Annotated in this window: 19 protein-coding genes and 1 pseudogene; 11 read left to right on the forward strand and 9 right to left on the reverse strand. The window is 63.8% G+C overall.

The genetic code is table 11. The annotated features are described in order from the left end of the window. Positions 1-91: 91 nt before the first annotated feature. Complete coding sequence (locus QQK95_RS24320) at positions 92-997, reverse strand: branched-chain amino acid ABC transporter permease (RefSeq protein ID WP_284277065.1); 906 nt, start codon at positions 995-997, stop codon at positions 92-94. A gap of 144 nt (positions 998-1,141) precedes the next feature. Here QQK95_RS24320 and QQK95_RS24325 point away from each other — a divergent pair, with 144 nt between their 5' ends. The 4 genes from QQK95_RS24325 to QQK95_RS24340 all read left to right on the forward strand — a co-directional run bounded on the left by QQK95_RS24325 (position 1,142) and on the right by QQK95_RS24340 (position 8,436). Beyond that, entirely contained in the window at positions 1,142-1,753 is a 612-nt protein-coding gene (locus QQK95_RS24325; RefSeq protein WP_284276926.1) for a CGNR zinc finger domain-containing protein, read from the forward strand. Next, positions 1,746-2,279, forward strand: a complete 534-nt coding sequence (locus QQK95_RS24330) for a hypothetical protein (RefSeq protein WP_284276927.1) — start codon at positions 1,746-1,748, stop codon at positions 2,277-2,279. The genes QQK95_RS24325 and QQK95_RS24330 overlap by 8 nt, the downstream gene beginning before the upstream one ends. 219 nt (positions 2,280-2,498) lie before the next feature. Beyond that, positions 2,499-5,978, forward strand: a complete 3,480-nt coding sequence (locus QQK95_RS24335; RefSeq protein ID WP_284276928.1) for an indolepyruvate ferredoxin oxidoreductase family protein — start codon at positions 2,499-2,501, stop codon at positions 5,976-5,978. Positions 5,979-6,120: 142 nt separating this feature from the next. Then, complete coding sequence (locus tag QQK95_RS24340; RefSeq protein ID WP_284276929.1) at positions 6,121-8,436, forward strand: putative bifunctional diguanylate cyclase/phosphodiesterase; 2,316 nt, start codon at positions 6,121-6,123, stop codon at positions 8,434-8,436. Positions 8,437-8,472: 36 nt separating this feature from the next. On the opposite strand, the gene QQK95_RS24345 is transcribed toward QQK95_RS24340, so the two are convergent. After that, positions 8,473-8,811 carry a hypothetical protein gene (locus QQK95_RS24345; protein ID WP_284276930.1) on the reverse strand — a complete coding sequence of 113 codons (339 nt, stop codon included), beginning with the start codon at positions 8,809-8,811 and terminating at the stop codon, positions 8,473-8,475. On the opposite strand from QQK95_RS24345, the gene QQK95_RS24350 reads away from it, so the two are divergent. The 6 genes from QQK95_RS24350 (at position 8,791) to QQK95_RS24375 (ending at position 13,329) form a co-directional block, all read left to right on the forward strand. Then, positions 8,791-9,483, forward strand: a complete 693-nt coding sequence (locus tag QQK95_RS24350; RefSeq protein WP_284276931.1) for an N-acyl amino acid synthase FeeM domain-containing protein — start codon at positions 8,791-8,793, stop codon at positions 9,481-9,483. The two genes, QQK95_RS24345 and QQK95_RS24350, sit on opposite strands and share 21 nt — an antisense overlap. A 116-nt stretch (positions 9,484-9,599) precedes the next feature. After that, positions 9,600-9,749 carry a DUF3096 domain-containing protein gene (locus tag QQK95_RS24355; protein WP_019862764.1) on the forward strand — a complete coding sequence of 50 codons (150 nt, stop codon included), beginning with the start codon at positions 9,600-9,602 and terminating at the stop codon, positions 9,747-9,749. A gap of 164 nt (positions 9,750-9,913) precedes the next feature. Continuing rightward, positions 9,914-10,138 carry an aa3-type cytochrome c oxidase subunit IV gene (locus QQK95_RS24360; protein ID WP_284276932.1) on the forward strand — a complete coding sequence of 75 codons (225 nt, stop codon included), beginning with the start codon at positions 9,914-9,916 and terminating at the stop codon, positions 10,136-10,138. Between the two features lie 87 nt (positions 10,139-10,225). After that, on the forward strand, positions 10,226-11,500 hold the full coding sequence (locus tag QQK95_RS24365) for a Re/Si-specific NAD(P)(+) transhydrogenase subunit alpha (protein ID WP_284276933.1): 1,275 nt from the start codon (positions 10,226-10,228) through the stop codon (positions 11,498-11,500). Continuing rightward, positions 11,500-11,925: a proton-translocating transhydrogenase family protein gene (locus QQK95_RS24370; protein ID WP_032919126.1), complete on the forward strand. Its 426-nt coding sequence runs from the start codon at positions 11,500-11,502 to the stop codon at positions 11,923-11,925. Before QQK95_RS24365 ends, QQK95_RS24370 begins: the two co-directional genes overlap by 1 nt. Positions 11,926-11,931: 6 nt before the next feature. Further along, the gene (locus QQK95_RS24375) at positions 11,932-13,329 is read left to right on the forward strand and encodes an NAD(P)(+) transhydrogenase (Re/Si-specific) subunit beta (RefSeq protein ID WP_284276934.1); all 1,398 of its coding nucleotides are present in this window, start codon (positions 11,932-11,934) and stop codon (positions 13,327-13,329) included. A 75-nt stretch (positions 13,330-13,404) separates the two neighbouring features. On the opposite strand, the gene QQK95_RS24380 is transcribed toward QQK95_RS24375, so the two are convergent. The 4 genes from QQK95_RS24380 to QQK95_RS24395 form a co-directional block, all read right to left on the reverse strand. Beyond that, complete coding sequence (locus QQK95_RS24380) at positions 13,405-14,322, reverse strand: hypothetical protein (protein WP_284276935.1); 918 nt, start codon at positions 14,320-14,322, stop codon at positions 13,405-13,407. Positions 14,323-14,551: 229 nt separating this feature from the next. Next, positions 14,552-17,023: a DNA topoisomerase (ATP-hydrolyzing) subunit B gene (gyrB, locus tag QQK95_RS24385; RefSeq protein ID WP_284276936.1), complete on the reverse strand. Its 2,472-nt coding sequence runs from the start codon at positions 17,021-17,023 to the stop codon at positions 14,552-14,554. A gap of 145 nt (positions 17,024-17,168) precedes the next feature. Then, on the reverse strand, positions 17,169-19,835 hold the full coding sequence (locus QQK95_RS24390; protein WP_284276938.1) for a caspase family protein: 2,667 nt from the start codon (positions 19,833-19,835) through the stop codon (positions 17,169-17,171). A 53-nt stretch (positions 19,836-19,888) separates the two neighbouring features. Next, positions 19,889-20,458, reverse strand: a complete 570-nt coding sequence (locus QQK95_RS24395) for an NADPH-dependent FMN reductase (RefSeq protein WP_284276939.1) — start codon at positions 20,456-20,458, stop codon at positions 19,889-19,891. Positions 20,459-20,658: 200 nt separating this feature from the next. On the opposite strand from QQK95_RS24395, the gene QQK95_RS24400 reads away from it, so the two are divergent. Next, positions 20,659-22,026 carry a cytochrome P450 gene (locus tag QQK95_RS24400; RefSeq protein ID WP_284276940.1) on the forward strand — a complete coding sequence of 456 codons (1,368 nt, stop codon included), beginning with the start codon at positions 20,659-20,661 and terminating at the stop codon, positions 22,024-22,026. 27 nt (positions 22,027-22,053) lie between these two features. Here QQK95_RS24400 and QQK95_RS24405 read toward each other — a convergent pair whose 3' ends face one another. The 3 genes and pseudogenes from QQK95_RS24405 to QQK95_RS24415 form a co-directional block, all read right to left on the reverse strand. After that, entirely contained in the window at positions 22,054-23,031 is a 978-nt protein-coding gene (locus tag QQK95_RS24405) for a complex I NDUFA9 subunit family protein (RefSeq protein ID WP_284276941.1), read from the reverse strand. A gap of 101 nt (positions 23,032-23,132) precedes the next feature. Further along, positions 23,133-23,300 (reverse strand): annotated as a pseudogene (locus QQK95_RS24410) (DoxX family protein); the annotation flags it as partial. A gap of 246 nt (positions 23,301-23,546) precedes the next feature. Then, complete coding sequence (locus QQK95_RS24415; protein WP_284276943.1) at positions 23,547-24,500, reverse strand: GlxA family transcriptional regulator; 954 nt, start codon at positions 24,498-24,500, stop codon at positions 23,547-23,549. Between the last annotated feature and the right edge of the window lie 12 nt (positions 24,501-24,512).

The raw sequence follows: 24,512 nt of genomic DNA on the forward strand, positions 1-24,512 counted from the left end.
CAAGGATGGGAGCAACAAAACAGCGTCAACTGAAGGCGAGGGGCGCAGACTGGGGGGCTGCCCCGGCGTCATGCAACCAAAGTCTGATGGTTCAGACGACCTTGCCGGTGTCGCGGCCGGCACCGATCAGGATCAGCATGGCCACCAGGAACAGATACATCCACGCATCGCGCCATTCGAGCGGGAAATAGCCGGCCCACAGTGATTCGGCCATGCCGAAGGCGGCGGCGCCCAGGGCCGCCCGTGACGGCGAGAGATAGCCGCCGACCGCCGTCACGAACAGGATCTTCAAGCCATAGACGAGGCCGGAACCGAAGCTGACATTGCCGTAGTAGAGGCTGGCCATGACGCCGGCCAGCGCGGCGCAGAAGCCGCCGAGCAGCACGGCATGGCGGAACACCCCGCGCACATCGACACCGCACAGTGCGGCCGCGCGCGGGTCGTCGGAGACGGCGCGCCAGCGCCGGCCGAAGCTGGAGCGGGCAAAGGCAAATGTGGCGAGTGCGACCGCTGCCAGCACCACCGCGCAGTCGAGCACCTGGATCAGCGTCAGCGTCGCCTTGAAGCCGCCGCCTTCGGCGAAAACGATGGGCTGTGCCAGCATTGGCGGCAGCCAAAGATCATGCGTGTCGGCCGCGATGCGGCTTGCTTCCGATAGGACGATCAGGATGCCGAGCGTCGTCACCACGATAGCGTTGGGCGAGCGGTCTGCCAGCGGTTCGAAGACGCTGCGCGACAGGACATGGCTGATCAGCGCCGCATAGAGGAATGCCGCGACGACGCCGAACAGCACCGACGCCAACAGGGTCAGCCACAGCACCTGGTAGCCGAAGGCGACGCTCAGAATCATTGCCTGGCCGCAGAAGGCGAACAGCGCGCCATAGGCGAGGTTGGTACGGTGCAGGATGCCGTTGATCAGCACGTAGCCGAAGGCGAGCAACGCATAGAGCGCGCCGGAATGCAGCCCGTTCAGCACCTGCTGGAAGAAATAGAGCATGCTCAACAACACCAAAAGCATCTCGCCGACAGCGGTTTGGGACGACGGAATGCTCGAGACAAACGCGACGATACCGTGCGCCGCGGAGGTTTGCATCGCTGAATCTAACTTGTCAAATGCGATTTATCGGTTAGATTTTGAGCCATGACAGTTGCCTGGACCCCACACCGCTTCACCGGCGGCCTGCTTGCGCTCGATACGGCGAACACCGTCGTGCTGCGCGGCGATCCGGAGCGCACGTTCGACCGTTTCGACGATCCGGCCGAAATCGCCCGCTTCGCCGACGCGGCCAGCGGCTTTCGCGCCGCCGAACTCGGTGACCGGCGGCTGACGGTGTCTTCGCCGACGGCAATCGCGCCTGTCGTGCTGTCGATCCGCGAGACGACCGACCGGCTGTTTCGCGGCGCTGTGTCGAATGGCGCGGTCGCCACCGCCGACCTGCCCGATTTCCTGCGCGCCTGCGCCGAGGGCCTGGCCGGCAGCCGGACCGAGATCGGCGCGCCGGGAAGGCCGTTCGGCGATCCCCTGGTGCCGATCCCTTTCGAGGCGGCGCTGGCGGTCTCGGCCCTTTCGCTGCTGCGCGACGACACGGTCGCGCGGCTCAGGATCTGCCCCAACTGCACCTGGCTGTTCGTCGACCGAAGCCGCAATTCCAGCCGGCTTTGGTGCGACATGGCGGTGTGCGGCAACCGGCAGAAGGCAAGTCGTCACTATCGCCGCCGTCGCATGGCGGCCCATGAGGTCAGGGATGCCTAGAGGATTTTCACGCGCGCTCGTTGCCGGCGCCATGCTGATTGCCGCAGCGAGCCTCGGCGCCTGCCGCGACACCGGCGGCGAGGGCAAGCTGTTCGAGGTTTCCGGCAAGATATTCGTCTTCAACTACCGTCTCGCAAGGGCGACCTATGTCGTGACGCTGAGGCCCTTGCAGCCGATGGGCGAGGGTCAGGTGGCGGTCGCCAGCTTCCAGAATCCCGCCGGCGGCGCGCCCCTGGTGGTCGAGCAGAAGGTCTGGCCGAAGCTCGACAAGGTCAGCCTGGAGAGCCCGGCGCTGACCTGCGTCGTCAAGAACAAGCCCTATGCCATCGCCATCAGCATCAAGGGCGCCGACGGCGCGGTCCTGCAGAAGATCGACACCACGCTGATGTCGACGGAAGACCAGTCGATCCTGCCCGACCGGCCGCTGGTCATGGACCAGCTCTATACCGCCAATCCCGACCTCGCCGGCCATCCCGACGGCAAGCTGCCTGGCGAGCCGAAGCCGGACTGCTCGAAAGCCGGCTGACGCCTTCCGAGGGCACCGGTTCCGGCCGGAGTTTTCGTGCGCCGCAGCGCTTTCGGCGCTCGGTTTCGTGCGCGCTCCAGCACCCGCCGGACTGTTTGTTGCGCGTTGCCTGGCCCCTGCGATTTTGTTTGACCTCACTTGCAAGGGGAGAAAGGATGCGTCATCCGACCCCGACGTTGGCTGCCTGCTCCCACGCGGCCTTCGCAGAGGAAATGCCTGATGACGCTGCATGATGTCGCGCTCGACGACAAGTTCGACCTCGGGAAGGAGCGCATCTTCCTGTCCGGCGCGCAGGCGGTCATCCGCATGCTCCTGATGCAGCGCGAGCGCGACCGTCGCGCCGGCCTGAACACGGCCGGCTTCGTCTCCGGTTATCGCGGCTCGCCGCTAGGCGGCCTCGACATGCAGCTGTGGAAGGCGAAGAAGCAGCTCGCCGGGGCCGACATCGTCTTCCAGCCCGGCCTCAACGAGGAGCTTGCCGCCACCGCCTGCTGGGGAACGCAGCAGACGGAGTTGCTGGGCGAGGGCACCCATGACGGTGTCTTTTCCGTCTGGTACGGCAAAGGCCCGGGCGTCGATCGTTCCGGCGACGTGTTCCGTCACGCCAATCTCGCCGGCTCGTCCAAACATGGCGGCGTGCTCGCGCTCATGGGCGACGACCACATGGCCGAATCCTCGACCAACGCGCACGCCACCGAATTCCTCTTCGTCGACACCATGGTTCCGATCCTCAACCCGGCCGGCGTCCAGGAGATCATCGATTACGGGCTGTACGGCTTTGCCATGTCGCGTTTCGCCGGCACCTGGGCGGCGATCAAATGCGTCAAGGACAACATCGAATCGACGGCCTCGGTCGATGCCTCGCTCGAGCGGTTGAACATCGTCGTGCCGGAGTTCGACATGCCGCCGGGCGGCCTCAACATCCGCCACGAGATCGACATGCTGGGCCAGGAGGAGCGGCTGCACGAATACAAGCGCGCCGCGGCCTCCGCCTTCATCCATGCCAACGGGCTGAACCGCATCGTCTATTCGGGCGGCCGCAACCCCAAGCTCGGCATCATCACGCTGGGCAAGAGCTACCTCGATGTCCGCCAGGCGCTGGAGGATATCGGCATCGACGAGGCCGCCGCCAACCGCATCGGCGTGCGGCTGTTCAAGGTCGGCTGCCCGTGGCCGCTCGACCTGCATCACATCGCCGACTTTGCGCGTGGCCTCGATACCATCGTCGTCGTCGAGGAGAAGCGTTCGCTGATCGAGGTGCAGCTGCGCGAAAGCCTTTACGGCACAGCCTCGCAGCCGGTCATCGTCGGTAAGAAGGACGAGCGCGGCGACTGGCTGTTTCCGGCCAAGGGCGCGCTTGATCCCAACGAGATCGCCATTGCCCTTGGCGAGAGGATCGTCAAGACCATCGGCCCGTCAGAGGAGATCTCGGCGCGGGTGGGCAAGCTGCGCCAGTTCCAGGCGATGCTGGCGGACGCCACCGACATTGGTTCCCGCACGCCCTTCTTCTGTTCGGGCTGTCCGCACAATTCCTCGACCAAGGTGCCGGACGGTTCGATCGCCGCCGCCGGCATCGGCTGCCATTTCATGGCGCTTTGGATGGACCGCAACACGCTGGGCTTCACGGCCATGGGCGGCGAGGGCGCGCAATGGGTCGGCCAGGCGCCGTTCTCGAAGCGCGGCCACATCTTCCAGAATCTTGGCGACGGCACCTACAATCATTCCGGCACGCTGGCGATCCGCTTCGCTTTGTCGAGCGAGGCCAACATCACCTACAAGATCCTCTATAATGATGCCGTGGCAATGACCGGCGGCCAGCCGCATGAAGGTGGCCTGACGGTGGACATGATCGCCAGGCAGGTGCGAGCCGAGGGCGTCGACCGCATCGCCATCGTCACCGACGAGCCGGACAAATATGCCGGCAAGGCTGAATTCCCGGCCGGCGCCACCATCCACCACCGCGACGACCTCGATCTCGTCCAGCGCGAGCTACGCGACGTCAAAGGCGTCTCGATCCTGCTCTACGACCAGACCTGCGCGGCCGAAAAACGCCGGCGCCGCAAGCGCGGCACCTTTCCCGATCCCGACAAGCGCGTCTTCATCAACGAGCTGGTCTGCGAGGGCTGCGGCGATTGCGGCGTGCAGTCGAACTGCGTCTCGATCCAGCCGGTCGAGACCGAATTCGGCCGCAAGCGCAAGATCGACCAGTCGAGCTGCAACAAGGACTTTTCCTGCGTCAACGGCTTCTGCCCGTCCTTCGTCACTGTGCATGGCGCCAAGATCCGTAAGGCCGAGGGCCTTGCCGGCAAGACCGATCCGCTTGACGGAGTGCCGACGCCGGCCGAGTTCCCGCTTGGCGAGCAAGGCTGGGCAGCGATCATCGATGGCGTCGGCGGCACTGGCGTCGTCACCGTCGGCGCCGTGCTCGGCATGGCGGCCCATCTCGAGGAGAAGGGCTGCGGCATGATCGACATGGCCGGCCTCGCCCAGAAGGGCGGCTCGGTGTTCACCCACGTCCGCATCGCCCGCACGCCGGACGACATCCATGCCATCCGCGTTTCGGCGGGCAAGGCCGACCTCGTGCTTGGTTGCGACCTCGTCGTGTCGGGCGCCAAGAAAGTGCTGACCGCGGTGCGCGAGGGCCATACGATCTTCCTCGCCAACACCGCCGAGATCATGCCTGGCGAGTTCGCCCGCTCGGCGGATTTCTCCTTGCCGATCGAACGCCTGAAGAAGGCGATCCGCGCCGCCGCCGGCGACGACAGGGCGCATTTCTTCGACGCCACCCGCACCGCCACGGCGCTGTTCGGCAATTCGCTCGGCGCCAACATGTTCATGCTTGGCTTTGCCTTCCAGCATGGCGGCCTGCCGCTGTCGGCCGAGGCTGTCGAGAGGGCGATCGAGCTCAACGGCGAAGCGGTGGCGATGAACATCGCCGCCTTCCGCTGGGGCCGCCGCGCGGCGCACCAGCCGGATTTCGTGCGCGGTCTCGTCGCCCAGCCGGGCAAGGCGGGAGAGACCGCCCCGGTCGCGCAGACCCTGGACGAGATCATTGCCCGCCGTGTCGCCTTCCTGACCGCCTACCAGAACGCCGCCTATGCCAAGCGCTATTCCGACAGGCTGGCGCTGCTGCGCGCCGCCGAGACCCGGGCCGTGCCCGGCTCGACCGCCGTGACCGAGGCGGCGGCCAGGAACCTGTTCAAGCTGATGGCGATCAAGGACGAGTACGAGGTGGCGCGGCTCTATACCGACGGCTCCTTCGCCGCCGAGCTTGGCAAGCAGTTCCAGAGCTATGAAAAACTCGAATTCCATCTCGCCCCGCCGATCATGGGCCGTCGCGGCAATGACGGCAAACCGAGGAAGTCGAGCTTCGGTCCCTGGATGATGAAGGGTTTTCGGCTGCTGGCGGCGCTGAAGGGCCTGCGCGGCACCGCTTTCGACCTGTTCGGCTATGCCGCCGAAAGGCGCATGGAACGGCAGCTTTTGGCGCAATATGAGAGCGATCTTGAGCTCGTCGCCAGGTCGCTGGCGCCTAATAAGGCCGATGCGGCGGTCGCTCTCGTTTCGGTCCCCGCGCTCATCCGTGGTTATGGCCATGTTCGGCAGGCCAGTGCGGAAAAGGCCGCGGGCGAGCGTCAAAGGCTGCTCGATCGCCTGTCGAGCCCGCCGACGCGGGCGGAACTCCAGGCCGCGGAGTGATGGATACGCCTTGTTTACCTGAAGCTTGATTTTCCTGGCCTGTCCGGCATTTGCGGACCCTTGGCACCTCAGTCGAAGTCACTCTTCTAAGCCTTTCTTAAGGCGGGTGTGACATGACAAGGCTTAGCGTTGGGCCGACAATATGGGCAGAACAAAAACCGAGAACATCCCAGCGGATGTTTATATCCAGTTCGTGCGGTCGTTGTTCGACAACGCCCACATGCTGGTGATCGGTGGCGTATGCTACTGGATCCTCGGATTCATGATCTACTTGCGTACGCACAACCCTTTGTTCCTGGGTTTTTCTTTTGGTCTGCTGTCCATCAGCCTTTTCCGCTACTCCGGCATTCGCGGCTTCCGGAAGGCGGGCGGCGTAATAGCCAATGTCGAAGAGGCGCGGCGGTGGGAGCGCACCTATATCCTGAAGGGCAGTCTGCAGGGGCTCGGCCTGGGCGCGCTGTGTTTCCTATCAATCTATGTATATCCCGATCCCTTTGCCGAACTGGCCGCGACGTCGCTGGCCATCGCAACCTTGGTGACGGTTGTAGGCCGCAACTACGGCTCTCCGCTCATGGTGCGGATTTTTTCCGTGACGTTCATTGGTCCGGCGGCACTCGCGCTGTTGCTGCGCATGGATGTCCCCTCGGTCGTTCTCGGGTTGATGATCATTCCGTTGACTTTCATCACGATCAACAGCGCCGACCACGTCCGCAACGTGCTTTTCTCGGCGGTCATCGGCCACAAGGAAGCGAGGAAGCTCGCGTTAAGGTTCGACCGCGCCCTCAACACCATGTCGCACGGCCTTGTCATGCTCGGTCCCAATGGCCGGGTGGCGGTGGCCAATGCCGAAGCTGCCCATCTGATGTCGCTCAAGTCCGCGAATGCGCTGCTCGGGCGGTCGATCCATGGTCTTTTGATGCGCGGCGTCGCCGGCGGCATGCTGGCGCCGAAGGACTGCCGCTACATCGAGGCCCAGCTGACGCGGGCCTTGCGCGAGGGCCGCGACCGCAAGGTTCTGGTGTCGCTGGCCAATGGCCAGCATTATGAATTCTCGGCCCGCGAAGGCAGCCAGGAACTCGGTGTCATCACCTTCGAGGATGTGACGGCGCGCGTCGAGGCGGAGGACAAGATCCGCTTCATGGCGCGTTACGACAACCTCACCGGCCTGCCCAATCGCGCTTATTTCCACGAACTGGTCGGCGAGGCGATGGCTTCAGGCGATCGCGACCGTTTCTGCGGCCTGGCCGTGCTCGACCTCGACGATTTCAAGAGCGTCAACGACACGCTCGGCCATCCGATCGGCGACGGATTGATCTACGCGGTCGCCGAGCGTCTTGCCGCCGTTGCCGGGCAAGGGATCACCGTCAGCCGTTTCGGCGGCGACGAGTTCATGATCTTCTTCGACCGCATCGAGGATGAGAGCCATCTGACCACGCAGATCGACGAGATCTTCGCGGCATTGCAGGGCGAGGTCGACGTCGCCGGCCATGGGCTGCGCATCCAGACCAGTGGCGGTGCGGTATTGGCACGGGTCAGGGACAGCGATGTCGACGCCATGATCGTCAAGGCGGATCTGGCGCTTTACAAGGCCAAGGAGCTTGGCAAGAACGGCTGGCGGCTGTTCGAGGCGGCAATGGACGCCGCGTTCCGCAATCGGCAGCTGATGAAGGCGGATCTGCGCAGCGCGGTGGAAAGCAAGAGCCTGCGCGTCGTCTATCAGCCGATCGTGGCGATGAACACCATGCGCATCGCCAGTTGCGAGGCGCTGTGCCGCTGGGATCATCCCGACCTTGGACCGATTTCGCCGAGCATCTTCATTCCGCTGGCCGAGGAAATGGGCATCATATCCGAGATCAGCACTTTCGTGCTGCAGGCAGCCTGCACCGAATGCGCCAAATGGCCGGATCAGACAAGCGTCTCGGTCAACCTCTCGGCCAAGGATTTCCGCAGCCGCGACGTCATACAGAAGGTTCGCGATGCGCTGGCGAGTTCGGGCCTCGCCGCCCGCCGGCTGGAGATCGAGGTCACCGAAACGGCGCTGCTCGACGACAAGTCGCTGACGCGCCAGTATATCGAGGAGCTGAAGCAGATCGGTGTTCGCATAGCGCTCGACGACTTCGGCACCGGCTATTCGAGCCTGAGCTACCTCCACAAGCTGCCGCTCGACAAGATCAAGATCGACCGCTCGTTCCTGATGGACGTTACCCAGAGCTCGCGTTCGCTGGAACTGCTCAAGGGCATCGTCAATCTGTCACGGCCACTGGGGCTTTCCGTGACCGTCGAAGGCGTCGAGACCTTCGAGCAGCTCAAGATCCTGGCCCTGCAGGTCAAACCCGATCTCGTGCAGGGCTTCCTGTTCGGTGCCGCGCTCAGTGCGTCGGGTATCGAGACGATGTCGAATGTCACCTGGCCATTCGCCGCCGACCTGCGTCGCGCCGGCAAACGGACAGCCGTTTAGCTCCGTCATTTCGCCGCGCGTATAATTCCTTTCGTTTCAAGCACCGTCCTTGATATCGACCTCAGGCGACTTGCTCAGGTCATCCGCCCGCTGCGATTTGCTTTTGCGCAATGCCGCCGAGAAGGGTCGTTCAGAGCTCGCTGGGGAATGGATTGAACTCAGCCGCTGGAACCAAGTGATGCCGAGTTTGGTTGTTAAGGTTAACATAAGGTAAATCAACAACATCCAAATTTCGGCTTGTGTCTCATTTTGACTCGAATAGACGTATTCACAGGCGGAATTCGAGGACAGATGATGGATGCTGCAACGGCTGCAAGGAATGCGTCTGCCGGCGATTCCGTGTTGAATCGATCGATGATGCAACTGCTGGAGCATGTCGATTATCGCCTTATTACCGGAGGCGAGGATTTGGAGGCGATTTACCGGCTTCGCTACAAATCCTATCTGCGCTCGGGCATGTGCGGCCCAATCGCCAGCGGGATGTTCGAGGATCGCTGGGACAATCTGCCCAATTCCTACCGGTTCGGTGTCTATTGCTACGGCGAATTGGTCAGCACGATCCGCTTCCATTACATTTCTCGCGAGCACCCGAATTCGCCCTCCGTCGATGCTTATCCGGAGATACTGATCGAGCGACTTGCCCGCGGAGAAACCTTTATCGACGGAACCCGGTTTGCAACCGATCCAGACGCGGCGCCCGCTCCAGGAGTGCTGCCGTTCCTGACGCTCAGGCTTGCCATGGTGGCCTCGCTCTATTTCGGCCAGGACTCGGTGCTGACGCCGGTCAAGGTCGAGCATTCCAATTTTTATTCGCGTTATTTCAATGCGGTGCAGAGGACGGAGGCCAAGGAGTTTCCGGGCGTTCTCACCCGCATCGCCCTGTTCGAAATCCCTGCCGGCGAAAATATGCGCCTGACGCTCGAACGGTTCCCCTTCTTCAGGTCGACGCCCATGGAACAGCGGCTGATGTTCGGCAATCCGGCCATCAACCGGCTGACACCCTTGTCGGTCGTGCCGACCGCGAAATACTATCGCGCCGCCGCCTGAGGCCCTCGTTTTTTGCGAGGCGTCTGGAGCCTTCCGGCCAGATTCGCGTTCTGATGACGGCGGAGCGCCGTCGCTCCGTCTTTGTCATCCCGGCGGCATGCCAGAAGGACCCCGACATGCACATTTCCCAGCTCGCGCTCACACCGCTTATCTCGCTGATCGCCGGCGTGCTGATCCTGATCATGCCGCGGCTGCTGAACTACATCGTCGCGCTCTATCTGATCGTCGTTGGACTGCTCGGGCTTTTCCCGCACCTCGCCGGCTGAGGGCTGCCGGGCAAGCCTGCCGCAAAAGCCTCCCTTCGCCGAACTGGCCGGCAGTTTCAATTTTCCCTTGAGGCAGTTGTCGGCTCCAATGCGGCAATAGCGCCATTGCTCTCGGCCCGGCTTTTCGCTATGTGCCAGAAAGATGTCTTCGAAGGGGTATTCCTATGGCTGATCACTCGCCGACCGGTCCTGTCGAACTGGGCGCGAAGATGGACTATGCCGAGCATGACCGCACCTATGCGGGCTTTCTCGCTCTGGCCAAATACGGATCGCTTTTCTGCGGCGCGCTGCTTCTGGCGATGGCTTTCGGCTTCTTCGCGGGCGGTTTCTTCTCGGCACTTATCCTGTTCGCCCTGATCATGGCCGTCGGCGCCTTCATTCTGCGATAGACCTTCCAAAACCCAGTTGCCATTGACGTTGCCGGATATTCCGGCCGACACTTTGCGCAAACAGGTTCCAGCCGAAAGGATCATGCGGTGGGACAGACGGTTTTCATCCCTCGTGAGCTTGAGGCGAACGAGCCGCGTGTCGCGGCTTCGCCCGATACGGTCAAGCGGTTGGCGGGACTTGGTTTCGACGTGATAGTCGAAACCGGCGCCGGCACGAGGTCGCGCATCCCCGACGAAGAGTTCGCCAAGGCAGGTGCCGTCATCGGCAAGGCCTCGGATGCCGGCAAGGCCGATGTCGTGCTGAAGGTCCGCCGGCCGACGGATGCCGAGCTGAAGAGCTACAAATCCGGCGCCGCCGTGATTGCCATCATGGATCCCTACGGCAACGATGCCGCCGTCGCCGCGCTGGCAAAGGCCGGTGTCACCGCCTTCTCGATGGAATTCATGCCGCGCATCACCCGCGCGCAGTCGATGGACGTGCTGTCCAGCCAGGCCAATCTAGCCGGCTATCAGGCGGTGATCGACGGCGCCTCGGAATATGATCGCGCCTTGCCGATGATGATGACCGCGGCCGGCACGGTGCCGGCGGCGAAAATCTTCATCATGGGCGTCGGCGTCGCCGGCCTGCAGGCGATCGCCACGGCGCGCCGCCTTGGTGCCGTTGTCACCGCCACCGACGTGCGCCCCGCCGCCAAGGAACAGGTCGCCTCGCTCGGCGCGAAATTCCTTGCCGTCGAGGACGACGAGTTCAAGGCGGCCGAGACCGCCGGCGGCTACGCCAAGGAAATGTCGAAGGAATACCAGGCCAAGCAGGCGGCACTCACCGCCGAGCACATCGCCAAGCAGGATATCGTCATCACCACGGCGCTGATCCCCGGCCGGCCGGCGCCGAAGCTGGTTTCGGCGGCGATGGTCGCCTCGATGAAGCCGGGCTCGGTGCTCGTCGACCTCGCCGTCGAACGTGGCGGCAATGTCGAAGGTGCTCAGCCGGGTCAGGTGGTGACGACGGCCAATGGCGTAAAGATCGTCGGCCACCTCAACGTGCCAGGCCGTGTCGCCGCATCGGCCTCGCTGCTCTATGCCAAGAACCTGTTCGCCTTCCTCGAGACGCTGGTCGACAAGACCACCAAGACGCTGGCCATCAAGCGCGATGACGAACTGGTCAAGGCCACCATGCTGACCGATGGCGGCAAGGTGGTTCATCCGGCCTTCGCCAAGGCGGACCAGCAGCCTTATGTCGAACCGGCCGCGATCCCGGCCACGACCATGGTCGCCGATGCCTCGGTTGCGCCCAAGAAGGCCGCACCCAAGAAAACCGCCGCATCCAAATCGTCCTCGCCCAAGTCGAAAGGCACCGCGTGATGGATCAGACCCTGCAGAAAGCCCTCGACCAGCTCGACCAGGCCTCCGCCGCTGTCCGGCTGGCGGTGCAGAATCTCGCCAATGCGCCAGGCGGCGCCGAGGCGGCGGGTGATGCCGCGCATGCTCTGTCCGGTGGCGCAATCGATCCCTTCGTCTTCCGCTTTGCCATATTCGTGCTGGCAATCTTCGTCGGCTACTATGTCGTCTGGTCGGTGACCCCCGCGTTGCACACGCCGCTGATGGCCGTCACCAACGCCATCTCATCGGTCATCGTCGTCGGTGCGTTGCTCGCCGTCGGCATCGCCGCTTCTGGTGTCGCCGCCGGCTTCGGTTTCGTCGCGCTGATGCTGGTCTCGGTCAACATCTTCGGCGGCTTCCTGGTCACCCAGCGCATGCTGGCCATGTACAAGAAGAAGGACAAGTAGAGCGCCATGAACGCCAACTTCGCGTCCTTCCTCTATCTCGTCTCCGGCGTCCTGTTCATCATGGCGCTGCGCGGCCTGTCGCATCCGACCACCAGCCGCCAGGGCAATCTCTATGGCATGGTCGGCATGGGCATCGCCATTGCCACCACGCTGGCGCTGGCAACCCCGTCCGCGGGCCGCTTTGGCCTCATCGTGCTCGGCCTTGCCATCGGTGGCGGCGTCGGCGCCGTCACCGCGCGGCGCATCGCCATGACCTCGATGCCGCAGCTGGTCGCCGCCTTCCACTCGCTGGTCGGTCTCGCCGCCGTCATGGTCGCGGCGGCGGCCATCTATGCGCCGGAAAGCTTCGGCATCGGCACCGCCGGCGACATCCATGCCCAGGCTCTGATCGAGATGAGCCTCGGCGTCGCCATCGGCGCCATCACCTTCACCGGCTCGGTCATCGCCTTCCTGAAGCTCGATGGCCGCATGTCCGGCAAGCCGATCATGATCGGCGGCCGTCACTTCATCAACGCGGCCCTCGGCGTCGCGCTCATCGTGCTGATCGTGCTTTTGGTCACCACGGAATCGAAGCTGGTGTTCTGGCTGATCGTCGCCGCCTCGCTGGTGCTCGGCATCCTCTTGATCATCCCGATCGGTGGCGCCGACATGCCGGTGGTCGTCTCGATGCTCAATTCCTATTCGGGCTGGGCGGCGGCAGCACTCGGCTTCACGCTCGGCAATCTGGCGCTGATCATCACCGGCGCGCTGGTCGGCTCGTCCGGCGCGATCCTGTCCTACATCATGTGCAAGGGCATGAACCGAAGCTTTATCTCGGTCATCCTCGGCGGTTTCGGTGGTGAAACGGCGGCAGCGGCCGACGACGGCATCGAGCGCACGGTCAAGCAGGGCTCGGCCGACGACGCAGCATATCTGATGATGAACGCCCAAAAAGTCATCATCGTGCCGGGCTACGGCATGGCGGTCGCCCAGGCGCAGCATGCGTTGCGCGAGATGGCCGACAAGCTCAAGGCCAACGGCGTCGACGTGAAGTACGCCATCCACCCGGTTGCCGGCCGCATGCCCGGCCACATGAACGTGCTCTTGGCCGAAGCCAACGTGCCATATGACGAAGTGTTCGAGCTCGAGGACATCAATTCGGAGTTCGCGCAGGCCGATGTCGCCTATGTCATCGGCGCCAACGACGTCACCAACCCGTCCGCGCGCGACGACAAGTCGTCGCCGATCTATGGCATGCCGATCCTTGACGTCGACAAGGCGCGCACCTGCCTATTCGTCAAGCGCTCGCTCGGCTCCGGCTATGCCGGCATCGACAACACGCTGTTCTACAAGGACGGCACCATGATGCTGCTCGGCGATGCCAAGAAGATGACCGAGGAAATCGTCAAGGCCATGGATCACTGATCCGGCCGATATGCGGAAATAGCAAAGAGCCCGGCTTTGGAGCCGGGCTCTTTCACTTCTGGCGCAGGGCCGCGTTCAGCGGTTGGTCAGGAAAACCGCTTCCTCTTCGTCGCGCTGCCTGCCGCCGAGTGCGGCCGCCGCACTGGCGATGAAGGCGCCGATGACCAGCGACAAGGCGCCGAGCAGGGCAAAGGTCGCGCTGGCCTTCCTGGCGGTGTCGGCCGCCTGCTTGGCCTTGACCTTGGCGTCCTCGACCTTGGCGACCAGGGCATCGACGCGGGCCTTGGCGTCGGGCTCGGAAAGGCCGGTACGGGCGGCAACCAGCTGCGACAGATAGGCTTTGTCGTCGGCCGAAATCTCGCCCGTCGCAGCACTGGCGACGAGGATGCGTGAGGCCTGCCCAGCCGCGGCCGCATTGCTGTCCGCACTGGCTGCCGCGAGCTTGCTTGGATCGGCCGGCCTGAACAGCGAATCCACCAGGTAGGAGGTCGCATTGTCGGCGGATGCGCCGCCGGCATTGGCTGGGGCACCAGCCGATGCACCCATGGCGGCGCCCGACGCTACGGTCGACACCGCCTGCACGCCTGTACCAACTGCTGCGGAGAGCGCCGAGCCAAGCACGCCGACGACCAGCAAGGTGGCCAGCGCCCAGGCAAGGAAGCCGTGAGCGGTGTCGCGGAAATAGACCTCATCGGTATGGATGCCGACCCATTTGGTGCGCAGGCGTCCGGCAAGGTAGCCGCCGACGCCGGAGGACAGCCACTGCACGATGACCAACCAGACCGCGGTCGATACCGCGAAGGTGGTGATCGACGCGCCGGAGCCCGACCAGGGCGAAACCATGCTTAGCCCAAGCCCGGAGCCGAGCAGCATGAGGATGAAGGTCAAGGTCGAGGCCGCGAAGGCGCCGGCAATGATCGGACCCCAGCTGACGGCCGTAGCGGAGGATTCTTCTGAAGCGGACAGATCGATAGTCGATACGGTGGGCTGCATCAACGCCCCCTACCGTACGAACAGCATGATGAGGATGATGATCGGGATCGGAATACCGAGCAACCAGAGCAAAATGCCACGTCCCATGAAGACCTCCTGTCAGGAATTGTGATCGATGTTGTCACAATGTCCCGAGAGACCTTCCGTTCCGCAGGGCCATAAAATGATTTTGTTTGCCTGCGATGGAACAATTGGCGCGCAGTGGCGCGCCAATTGCCAGATACCGAGATCAAATATCCAGATTGGCCACCGACAGCGCGTTGTCCTGGATGAATTCGCGCCGCGGCTCGACCTCGTCGCCCATCAGCCGCGAGAACAGGCTGTCGGCATCGGTCGCATCGTTGACCTTGACCTGCAGCAGCGAGCGCACGTTCGGGTCGAGCGTGGTTTCCCACAATTGCTCGGCATTCATCTCGCCGAGACCCTTATAGCGCTGCATGGTCAGGCCCTTGCGGCCGGTCGCAAAAACCGCGTTGAGCAGCGCCAGCGGCCCCGAGACGGTTTCGGACACATCCTTGCGGCGCAGCACCGGCGGCGCCCCGTAGACCTCGGTGAGGCGCTGCGCGTAGCGGTCGAGCTGGCGGGCGTCGGCCGAATTGATCAGCCCCATGTCGAGATGGGCGTACTCCTTGACGCTGCGCACGGTGCGCTCGAAGACATAGCCGCCGCTGCCGTCATTCGAGGTCGACATCCGGCCGGTCCAGCCGCGCTCGGTGTCCTCGGCAATGATGTCGAGGCGTTGCGCGATCCGCTCCGCCATGGCGTTGGCACGGCCCAGATCGCTAAAGACGTCGGGGTTGAGCCCGCCGGCGATCGACGCCTGTTCGACCACGCCCCTGTTGTAGCGCGTGTGCAGGCCGTTGATGAGCTGGCGCACCGCCAGCGCATCGTCGACCGCACCGCGCAGATCCTGCCCGGTCCGCACTTCGCCCGAGCCCAGCGTCAGCGAAGCTTCCTCCAGCCCGGACTCGATCAGGAACTCCTCGAAGGCGCTCTCGTTCTTGATGTATTGCGAACTCTTGCCGCGCGTCACCTTATAGAGCGGCGGCTGGGCGATGTAGAGATGGCCGCGCTCGATCAGCTCCGGCATCTGCCGGAAGAAGAAGGTGAGCAGCAAGGTCCTGATATGGGCGCCGTCGACGTCGGCGTCGGTCATCAGGATGATCTTGTGGTAGCGCAGCTTGTCGGCGTTGAATTCGTCCTTGCCGATCGAGGTGCCGAGCGCCGTGATCAGCGTGCCGATCATGTCGGAGCCGAGCATGCGGTCGAAACGCGCCCGCTCGACATTGAGGATCTTGCCGCGCAGGGGAAGGATGGCCTGGTTCTGGCGCGAACGGCCGCCCTTGGCCGAGCCGCCGGCCGAATCACCCTCGACGATGAAGATTTCGGATTTCGCCGGATCGCGTTCCTGGCAGTCGGCCAGCTTGCCGGGCAAGGACGTGACGCCGAGCGAGCTCTTGCGGGTAATGTCGCGCGCCTTGCGCGCGGCTTCGCGCGCCGCCGCGGCCTGGATCACCTTGTCGATGACCACCTTGCCTTCGGTCGGATGCTCTTCCAGCCAGGTGCCGAGCGCCTCGTTGACCAATCCCTCGACCACCGGGCGGACTTCGGAGGAAACCAGCTTGTCCTTTGTCTGCGAGGAGAATTTCGGATCGGGAACCTTGACCGACAGCACCGCCGTCAGCCCTTCGCGGCAGTCGTCGCCGATCAGCGAGACCTTTTCCTTCTTGGTCAGGCCCGAAGACTCGCCATAGCCGGTGATCTGGCGCGTCAGCGCGCCACGGAAACCGGCCAAATGGGTGCCGCCATCACGCTGCGGGATGTTGTTGGTGAAGGCCAGCACGTTCTCGTGGTAGCTGTCGTTCCACCACATCGCCACTTCGACGGTGATGCCGTCGCGCTCGGCCTTGATGGCGATCGGCTTCTCGATCAGCGGCTTCTTGACCCGGTCGAGATATTTGACGAACTCCTCGAGACCGCCATCGTAATGCAGTTCATGCCGCACGATATCAGCGTGGCGGGCGTCGGTCAGAATGATGCGCACGCCGGAATTGAGGAAGGCGAGCTCGCGCAGCCGGTGTTCCAGCGTACCGAAATCGAACTCGACCATGGTGAAGGTCTCGGCCGACGGGAAGAAGGTGATCGAGCTGCCGCTGCGACCCTCATAGGTGCCCGGCTGCTTGTCCTGCTCGTAGCTGCCGGTCGCCTTCAACGGCGCATCGGCATTGCCATGTGTGAAGCTCATTTCGAAGATCTGGCCGTTGCGGCGGATCTTGAGCTTCAGCCAGGCCGACAGGGCGTTGACCACCGAGACGCCGACGCCATGCAGGCCGCCCGACACCTTGTAGGAGTTCTGGTCGAACTTGCCGCCGGCATGCAGCTGCGTCATGATCACTTCGGCCGCCGAAATGCCTTCGCCGGTGTGGATATCGGTCGGAATGCCGCGGCCATTGTCGATCACCGTCACCGAACCATCGGGGTTGAGCGTCACGGTGACGAGGTCGGCGTGGCCGGCCAGGGCCTCGTCGATGGCGTTGTCGACCACCTCGTAGACCATGTGATGCAGGCCCGAACCGTCGTCCGTGTCGCCGATATACATGCCGGGGCGTTTGCGGACAGCGTCCAAGCCCTTCAAAACCTTGATGGAATCGGCGCCGTATTCGGCTTCGGCGCCGTTGGTGTTCTCGGTCTGGTCGCTCATGAAAACCTATTGTCTAGATGCCGCTTGTACAGCGCGAAAAATCGGCCCCGAATCGCGCGTCTGATATAGCGTAGATATAGGCGCTAAAGGCGGTTTTTCCAAGGTTTGCGGGCATTTCCGGCCCAAATCCCGAGCCGGCAGTCGGCTATTTTTTCCGGGCGTTGAATTTGGCGAGAAGGCCGCGCAAATATTTGATCGTCGGTTTGTCTCTTGGCGCCAGCCGGCCGGTGCGGTCGAGCTCCAGCGTCAGGTTTAGCGCCTTGGTCAGCGCAGCCTTCGGATCCTTCGCGACATACGCATAATTGATGTAGGCCTGCACCAGATCAAATTGCCAGGTGGCATTGTTCGGATCGGACTGGGCCAGCTGCTGGCGGATGCCGAGGCTGGCTTCGAAGGCCTTCTTGGAGCCCTCAAAATGGTGCTGTTTGACCTCCAGCATGCCGATTTCCGAGAGCGTAATCGACAGGTCGCGTTGCCAGTCGGAATTGGCGGGGTCAAGCTTGGCCAGCCGATCGGCAATGGCAAAACTGTCTTGATAGTTTTGCAGTGCGCCGCTGACATCGCCCTGGGCATCAAGCACACCGGCAAGTTTTTCCAGGCAGACCGACAGATCGCGCTGCCACTCGGTGTTGCCAGGGTCATCAGCGGCAAGCTCACGCGCTACGGCCAGCGCTTGCTGATAGGAAGCCAGCGCCGCCGGCCAGTTCTCCTGGTCGTTGAGCGCGTTGCCGACCTTGGCGTAATTGATCGACAGGTCGCGCTTCAAGTCGGTATCGTTGGGGTCACGGCGCACCAGTTCCTCGGCGATGGCCTGGCTCTTGTTGTAGGCCACGAGCGCACCGGCCGCGTCCCCGCGCTGGCGCAGCAGGTCCCCGATCCTCTCATGGCTGACAGAAACAGCCCGCTGGCGCTCGGAGTCATCGGGTTTGTTCTCGACCAGCACAAGCCGAATTCTCAGGCTCTCTTCAAAGGCCGCCTGGGCGCTGTCCAACTGTCCGGCGGTCCGGGCAAGGTCGCCGATTTCATCATAGGTTATGGTCAGGTCGCGAAGCAGATAGGCGTTGTAAGGCTCGGCATCGGCCAATTTCTGCTTGATCGACAGGCTTTGCTGGTAGGCCTTGGCCGCCGCACCCACATCGCCCTGCGTCGCCAGCACGTTGCCGATCTTGTCATTGGCCATGGCAAGATCACCGAGCCAGCCTTTCTCGTCCGGCACGCTTGCGGTCAGGTCCTGCAGCATGTCCCGGGCCGCCTCATAATGCTCCAGGGAAGTCGGCAGGTCGCCTTGCACCATCTCAGTGTTGGCGAGCTTGATGTGGCTGATGGCAAGATCGCGCTTGACGCTGGGGTCGGTTTCCTGACGCGACCGCTGCTCGAGGTTGGCCAACAGCGCGGTAAAGGCGCGGCCGGCCGCCTCGACATTGCCCACTGTCGTATAAAGGATACCGAGTTCCTCCAGCGTGCGGCTCTGGCGGTCGGCCTGTTCCAGGTTGAGCGCGGTTTGCCCGGCCTCGCCATAGAGCGCCAGTACCGATTCATAGTCACCAATGGCCGTGGCGTAGTCGAGGTCGGCGCGCGCCGCGCCACCGGATAGGAAACGCGTCGCTGCCTCGGACAGGGTGCGGCTGACGAAATTGACCTTCAGCGCCTGGCGCGAAACATTGTCGATGTCGGCCGCTTTGGCCAGAAGAGCGCGAGCGCCGTCGAAGGCGCCCAGCGAAAGCTGTTCCTCCGCTTGCCGGCGCAGTTCCGTCACTTGCGGATCGTCGGAGGCGAGTGTCTTCATTTCGCTGCGCACCTTGACGAAGGCGTCGGCGGCCTCGCGCAGCCGGGCGTTCAGGCTGTCGGCGGAGAGATGGCTGGTGTCGGAACTGATCAGCGCGCCATAGAGAGGCGCCAGCGGCATATCGGCATCGCTGGCGATCTGTTCGACCTCACCGCGCATTTCGGGGGTCACGTCGGCCATGGCGAGCAGCAGCCGCTCGCGCTCTGGCAGCTGTTCCTTGGCCGCGGCGGCAAAGAACAGTTTCGGCAGGCCGCTTTCGACATAGGGCAACTGCTTGCCGCGCGAGAGGTCATAGACCTCCTGCTGCACCAGCGTCAGCACCGAGCGGATCTCCAACCCGTCCGTGCCAAGATATTTGGTCAGCGCCGTCGTGAAGGGGGAGTTCTCTCCGCTTCCATCGGCGGCCGTCTCCCCAGGTGCGGCCGAAAAGGCGAACAGGATATTCTCCGCGCGGCCGACGCGGCCGAGGCCCGGCTTGACCTTGTCGGCGACATCCTTCGCCAGCGAAGTCGCGCCACGCCCTTCGCCGGCGCTTGCCGAGAAAGGATCGCTGCGGCAGGCGTCGAGCACGATCAGCCCGACCTTGGCGGTCGCGGCGACGGCATCGCGCACCTCCTCCAGCGGCAGGCTGGTCTTGTTCAGTTGATCGAGCGAAGACGCGTCGGCGTCGACCGGCAGCAACCGGTTGTCGCCTGAGATTTCGACGCCATGGCCGGAGAAATAGACCAGCGCGACATCGGCGCCCTTGGCATCCTCGCGAAAGTCGTCGAGCGCGCGCCGCATGCGCCGAAGGTCCCGGTTGGTTTCAAGCACGACCTCGAAGCCGAGCTTCTTAAGTGCGGCTTCCATCGCCTCGCCGTCATGGATGGGGTTGGCCAGCGGCCGGACCAGCCGATAGTCGTCCTCCGCCATGACCAGCGCCACGCGCCGTTCCGCCACCGCGGTGGCGGTGGTCGCAATCATCAGCAGCAAGGCAAACAGCAAGCGCAAGTCGAACCGCCCCCGGCTCAGTCCTTTGCCGACCATTCCACCTCTTTATGGCGCGGGCAAGCCGGGGCGTTTGGCCGAGGACGGCTCTTTCAGGCAGCGCGCATGGGTTTCAACGCCTCGCTCCAGCGCGATAGCTCGTCCAGCATGGTCCTGGCACCGCCGGTCACCTGTTCGCTGGCGTTGAAGGCGCCGTTCTCGTCGAGCAGCTTCTGGTACATCGGCAGTGCGACGCCTTCCGGGATCGGCATGATCCCCACCGACGTCAAAAGCGGCTTCAGCGCCTGCGCCGCGCGCAGGCCGCCGGAGACGCCGCCATAGCTGAAAATGGCGGCCGGCTTGTACTTCCATTCGCGCAGCAGATAGTCGATCGCGTTGACGATCGCTGGTGCGGCGAAATAATTATACTCCGGCGCCACGAAGACGAAGGCGTCCGCGGCGTCGATCGCCTTCGACCAGGCCTTGGTGTGGTCGTTCTGATAATTGCCAAGCCTCGGATGATGCGGCTCGTCCAGCACCGGCAGATGGAACGCGGCGATGTCGGTCAGCACCGGCTCGAACTTTCCGTGCTCGCGCGCGAATGTCTCCAGCCACTCGGCAAAAACCGGACCGGCGCGTCCGGGCCGCGTGCTGCCGATGATGATGCTCAACTGGTGCTTCATGGCGGGCTCCCTTGTCAGGCGGTATCTCTTGGTGACTGTCACTACGGCAGAGCGTCCTGGCGGACAAGGCGGCACGCTCGGCGGGGCGGTCACGATCGGATGAACGGAGCGTCTGCTTCGCGTTGCGAATTGCCTGCCGTCCGGTCACATGGACGCCTGGATCGCCAGCCACTACATTGTTGGCAGCAGCGGAGCACTTCATGGACACTCAGCCCGCCCCCTTTGTTCCCCCCGCGCCGAAGCCGCGCACGACGCCGCCTTCGACGCTGGAGATGATCCGCATCGTCTATCGCAATCCGCTCGAATTGTGGGGTGAGCAAACCTATAACGAGCCATGGATTTCCGCGAATGGCGTTGGCGGCCATCTGATCGTCGCCAACGATCCCGGCCTCATCCGCCATGTGCTGGTCGACAACGCCAGGAACTACAAGATGGCGACGGTGCGCCAGAAGATCCTGCGGCCTATCCTGCGCGATGGCCTGCTGACCGCCGAGGGCGAGGTGTGGAAGCGGTCGCGCAAGGCGATGGCGCCGGTATTCACGCCACGCCACATCTTCGGTTTCGCCCAGCCGATGCTGAAGCGCACCAGGGAATTCGTCACCCGCTACGAAGAGGGCGGCATATCAGATATCGCCCATGACATGACATTGCTCACCTACGACATCCTGGCCGAGACGCTGTTCTCCGGCGAGATCGCGGGCGAGCCGGGCAGTTTCGCCAACGAGATCGACCGCCTGTTCGAGACCATGGGCCGCGTCGATCCGCTCGACCTGTTGCGCGCGCCCGACTGGCTGCCGCGGCTGACCCGCATACGTGGCCGCAAGACCATGGCCTATTTCCGCAAGATCGTCACCGATACGGTAAAGATGCGCGAAGAGAAGTTCAGGCGCGATCCCGATGCGGTGCCGCAGGATTTCCTGACGCTGCTGCTCAAGGCCGAAGGTCCCGACGGGCTGACGCGCTCGGAAGTCGAGGACAACATCATCACCTTCATCGGCGCCGGTCACGAAACCACGGCGCGGGCGTTGGGCTGGACGCTTTACTGCCTCGCCGAATCGCCATGGGAGCGCAATCGGGTCGAGCAGGAGATCGATGAGGTGCTGGCGCGGGAACCCGATCCGACGAAGTGGCTGGACGCCATGCCGCTGACCCGCGCCGCCTTCGACGAGGCGCTCCGGCTCTATCCGCCGGCGCCATCCATCAACCGCGAGCCGATCGAGCCGGAAATGTGGAAGGATCTTTATATCCCCAAACACGCGGCCGTTCTGGTCATGCCCTGGGTCGTCCACCGCCACAGGAAGCTGTGGGACAGGCCCGATGCCTTCCTGCCTGAGCGATTCCACCCGGGCAACCGTGAGAAGATCGACCGCTTCCAGTATCTGCCGTTCGGCGCGGGGCCGCGCGTCTGCATCGGCGCCAGCTGCGCCATGCAGGAGGCGATCATCGCGCTTGCCATCCTGTTGTCACGCTTCCGCTTCGACACCACGGCTGAAACGAAACCCTGGCCGGTGCAGAAACTGACCACGCAGCCGCAAGGCGGGCTGCCGATGCAGGTCACGCCTCGCTAGGCGTGCCTTTCAGGCGGTTGTGGTGAATCAAGCCGCGGGCTTGCGCTGCTGGAACTGGCCGGCAGCGCGGAAGCGCCAGAGGTAGCTCGGCAGGATCGTCGCGATCGATTGTGGCTGGATACCGAGCCCGGCGAGCGTCCGATTGGCCTTGGCGGCGGCTTCCGAGACGATGTTGTGCTCGCGCAGCTGCATCACCTGGTCCTTGGTCAGCAGCGGATTGGGCAACAGGCCGAGGATCGAGGCCTGGATGTTGGCCACCCACCACGGCACCGGCACCAGCAGGCGCTTGCGCTCGATCACGGTCAGCAGCTCTTCCATGCACTCCTTGAAGGTGAGCACATTGGGGCCGCCAAGCTCGTAGACCTCGCCGCGATTGATCTTGCCGTCGACCGAGCGCGCCACCGCTTCGGCGACGTCGCCGACATAGACCGGCTGGAACTTGGTCTGGCCGCCGCCGATCAGCGGCAGCACTGGCGAATAGCGCGCCATGTTGGCGAAGCGGTTGAAGAAACTGTCTTCCGGTCCGAAATTGATCGACGGCCGGAAGATCACGGCGTCGGGGATCGTCTCCAGCACGGCCTTTTCGCCAAGTGCCTTGGTGCGCGCATAATCCGATTCGGAGTCTGGGTCGGCGCCAAGCGCTGAAATATGGGTCAGCCCGGCACCGACCGAACGTGCCGCCTCGGCGACGGCGCGGGAGCCGAATTCGTGCACGGCGGAGAATTTCTGCCGGCCGGTCTCATGCAGGATGGCGACGAGATTGACGACATGATCGGCGCCTTGCACGGCGCGGTCGACCGACCAGCGCACGCGCACATTGGCCTGCACCGGCTGGATCTGGCCGACATTGCCCAGCGGCTGCAGATGGCCGGCAAGATCGGGCCGCCGGCAGGCGACCCGGATGCGGTAGCCACGCTTGGCCAGCGCGCGCACGACATGGCGGCCGACAAAGCCTGACCCGCCAAAGACGACGACGAGCTTTGGAGTCTGCAGGATTTCGGTCATGGCTGGCTCCGGCGCACTTTCCAGATGGCTTGGCTGAAGCCGTTTCATAGTCGGTTTTGTGCCAAAGGCAAAGGGTGACGCGTCGTCGCGTCATCCCTGTTTCACGTCTGTTGGAACGCCTTGCCGATGCGGGCGTCGACCGAGTGGCGGTTGCCGCCGCGAATGACGAAGAAGAGCAGGATCGCGGCCCACAAAAGCGACTTTTCAGCACCGGAGAAACCCTGGCCCATGGTTATCCAGTGGAACCGGACGGTCGCCAGCGGCACGAAACGCAGAAAACCCCGCCGAAGCGGGGTTTTCCGGGTGAAGCTCATGTCGAAACCAGGGTCCAACGAGGCAGCCTGACCTGAGACGGTATCAGCGTGGCGTAAGACGCCCGCCCCAGCCCTGGACGCATTCGACAAAAGACACCGACCGGGCAAACCCGACCCGGACAGTCATTGGTCGCCGCGACATGCAGGAAGGTTCACAAGGGCGCAAAAAAATCGCACCGCCGAGGCTATGTGAACACGTCGTCAGCCGCCGTTGCGGGAAACCGCCGCTGCCCGCCTGAGCGCCTGCGGCGGCTGGCCAAAGCTCCTCAGGAAGGCGCGACGCATTCGCCCGGCATCGCCGAAGCCGCTCTCTTCCGCGATGCGATCGAGCGACGTGTGGCCTGTTTCCACCGCGATCCGCGCGCTCTCCAGGCGAATTCGTTCCACGGCCTTGGCCGGAGTGGTGCCGGTTTCTGCCTTGAAGGCGCGCGCAAAATGCCGCGGACTCATGGCGGCACGATCGGCAAGGCACTCCACGGTCAGCGGTTGGGCCAGCTCGGTGCGCATCCATTCGATCAGTTCGATGAAGCGGCCCGTCCGTCCGCCGAGTTCGACAAGCGCGGAGAATTGCGACTGGCCTCCGGGGCGGCGTTGATGAACGACAAGCTGCTGCGCAACGCGGCGCGCTATGGCCGGGCCAAGATCGTCCTCGATGAGCGCCAATGCCAGGTCGATGCCGGCCGAAATGCCGGCCGAGGTCCACACGCTGCCATCCCTGACGAAGATCCGCTCGGCATCGAGTTTCACGGCGGGGTAGCGACGTGCGAAGTCGTGCGTGCTCCACCAGTGGGTGGTGGCGCGCCTGCCATCGAGAAGTCCAGCTTCGGCCAGCAGATAGGCGCCTGTGCACACGCTCGCCGTGCGCCGTATGCCCGTGCGCCGGAGCCAGGTGACGATCTCCTGCGCGGCAGCCATGGAGCGAATGATTTCGCCACCGGAGATGATGGCCGTGTCGAGCGGCTCTTCCATCGACAAGGGCCGGGCCGCGAGCCGCATGCCGGACGAGCTTTCGATCTCGCCGCCGCCGGGCGCCAGTATATCGAGCGTGTAGCTCCCGGCACAAAAATCCTCCGCCAGCTCAAAGGCCGCCGCCGGGCCGGCAGCATCCAGCAATTGGAAGCCGGGGTGGATGATGATGCCAACCTTCCGCGTCATGGCAGTTTTTGC

Source organism: Mesorhizobium huakuii (assembly GCF_030160235.1).
Taxonomy (GTDB): Bacteria; Pseudomonadota; Alphaproteobacteria; order Rhizobiales; family Rhizobiaceae; genus Mesorhizobium; species Mesorhizobium huakuii.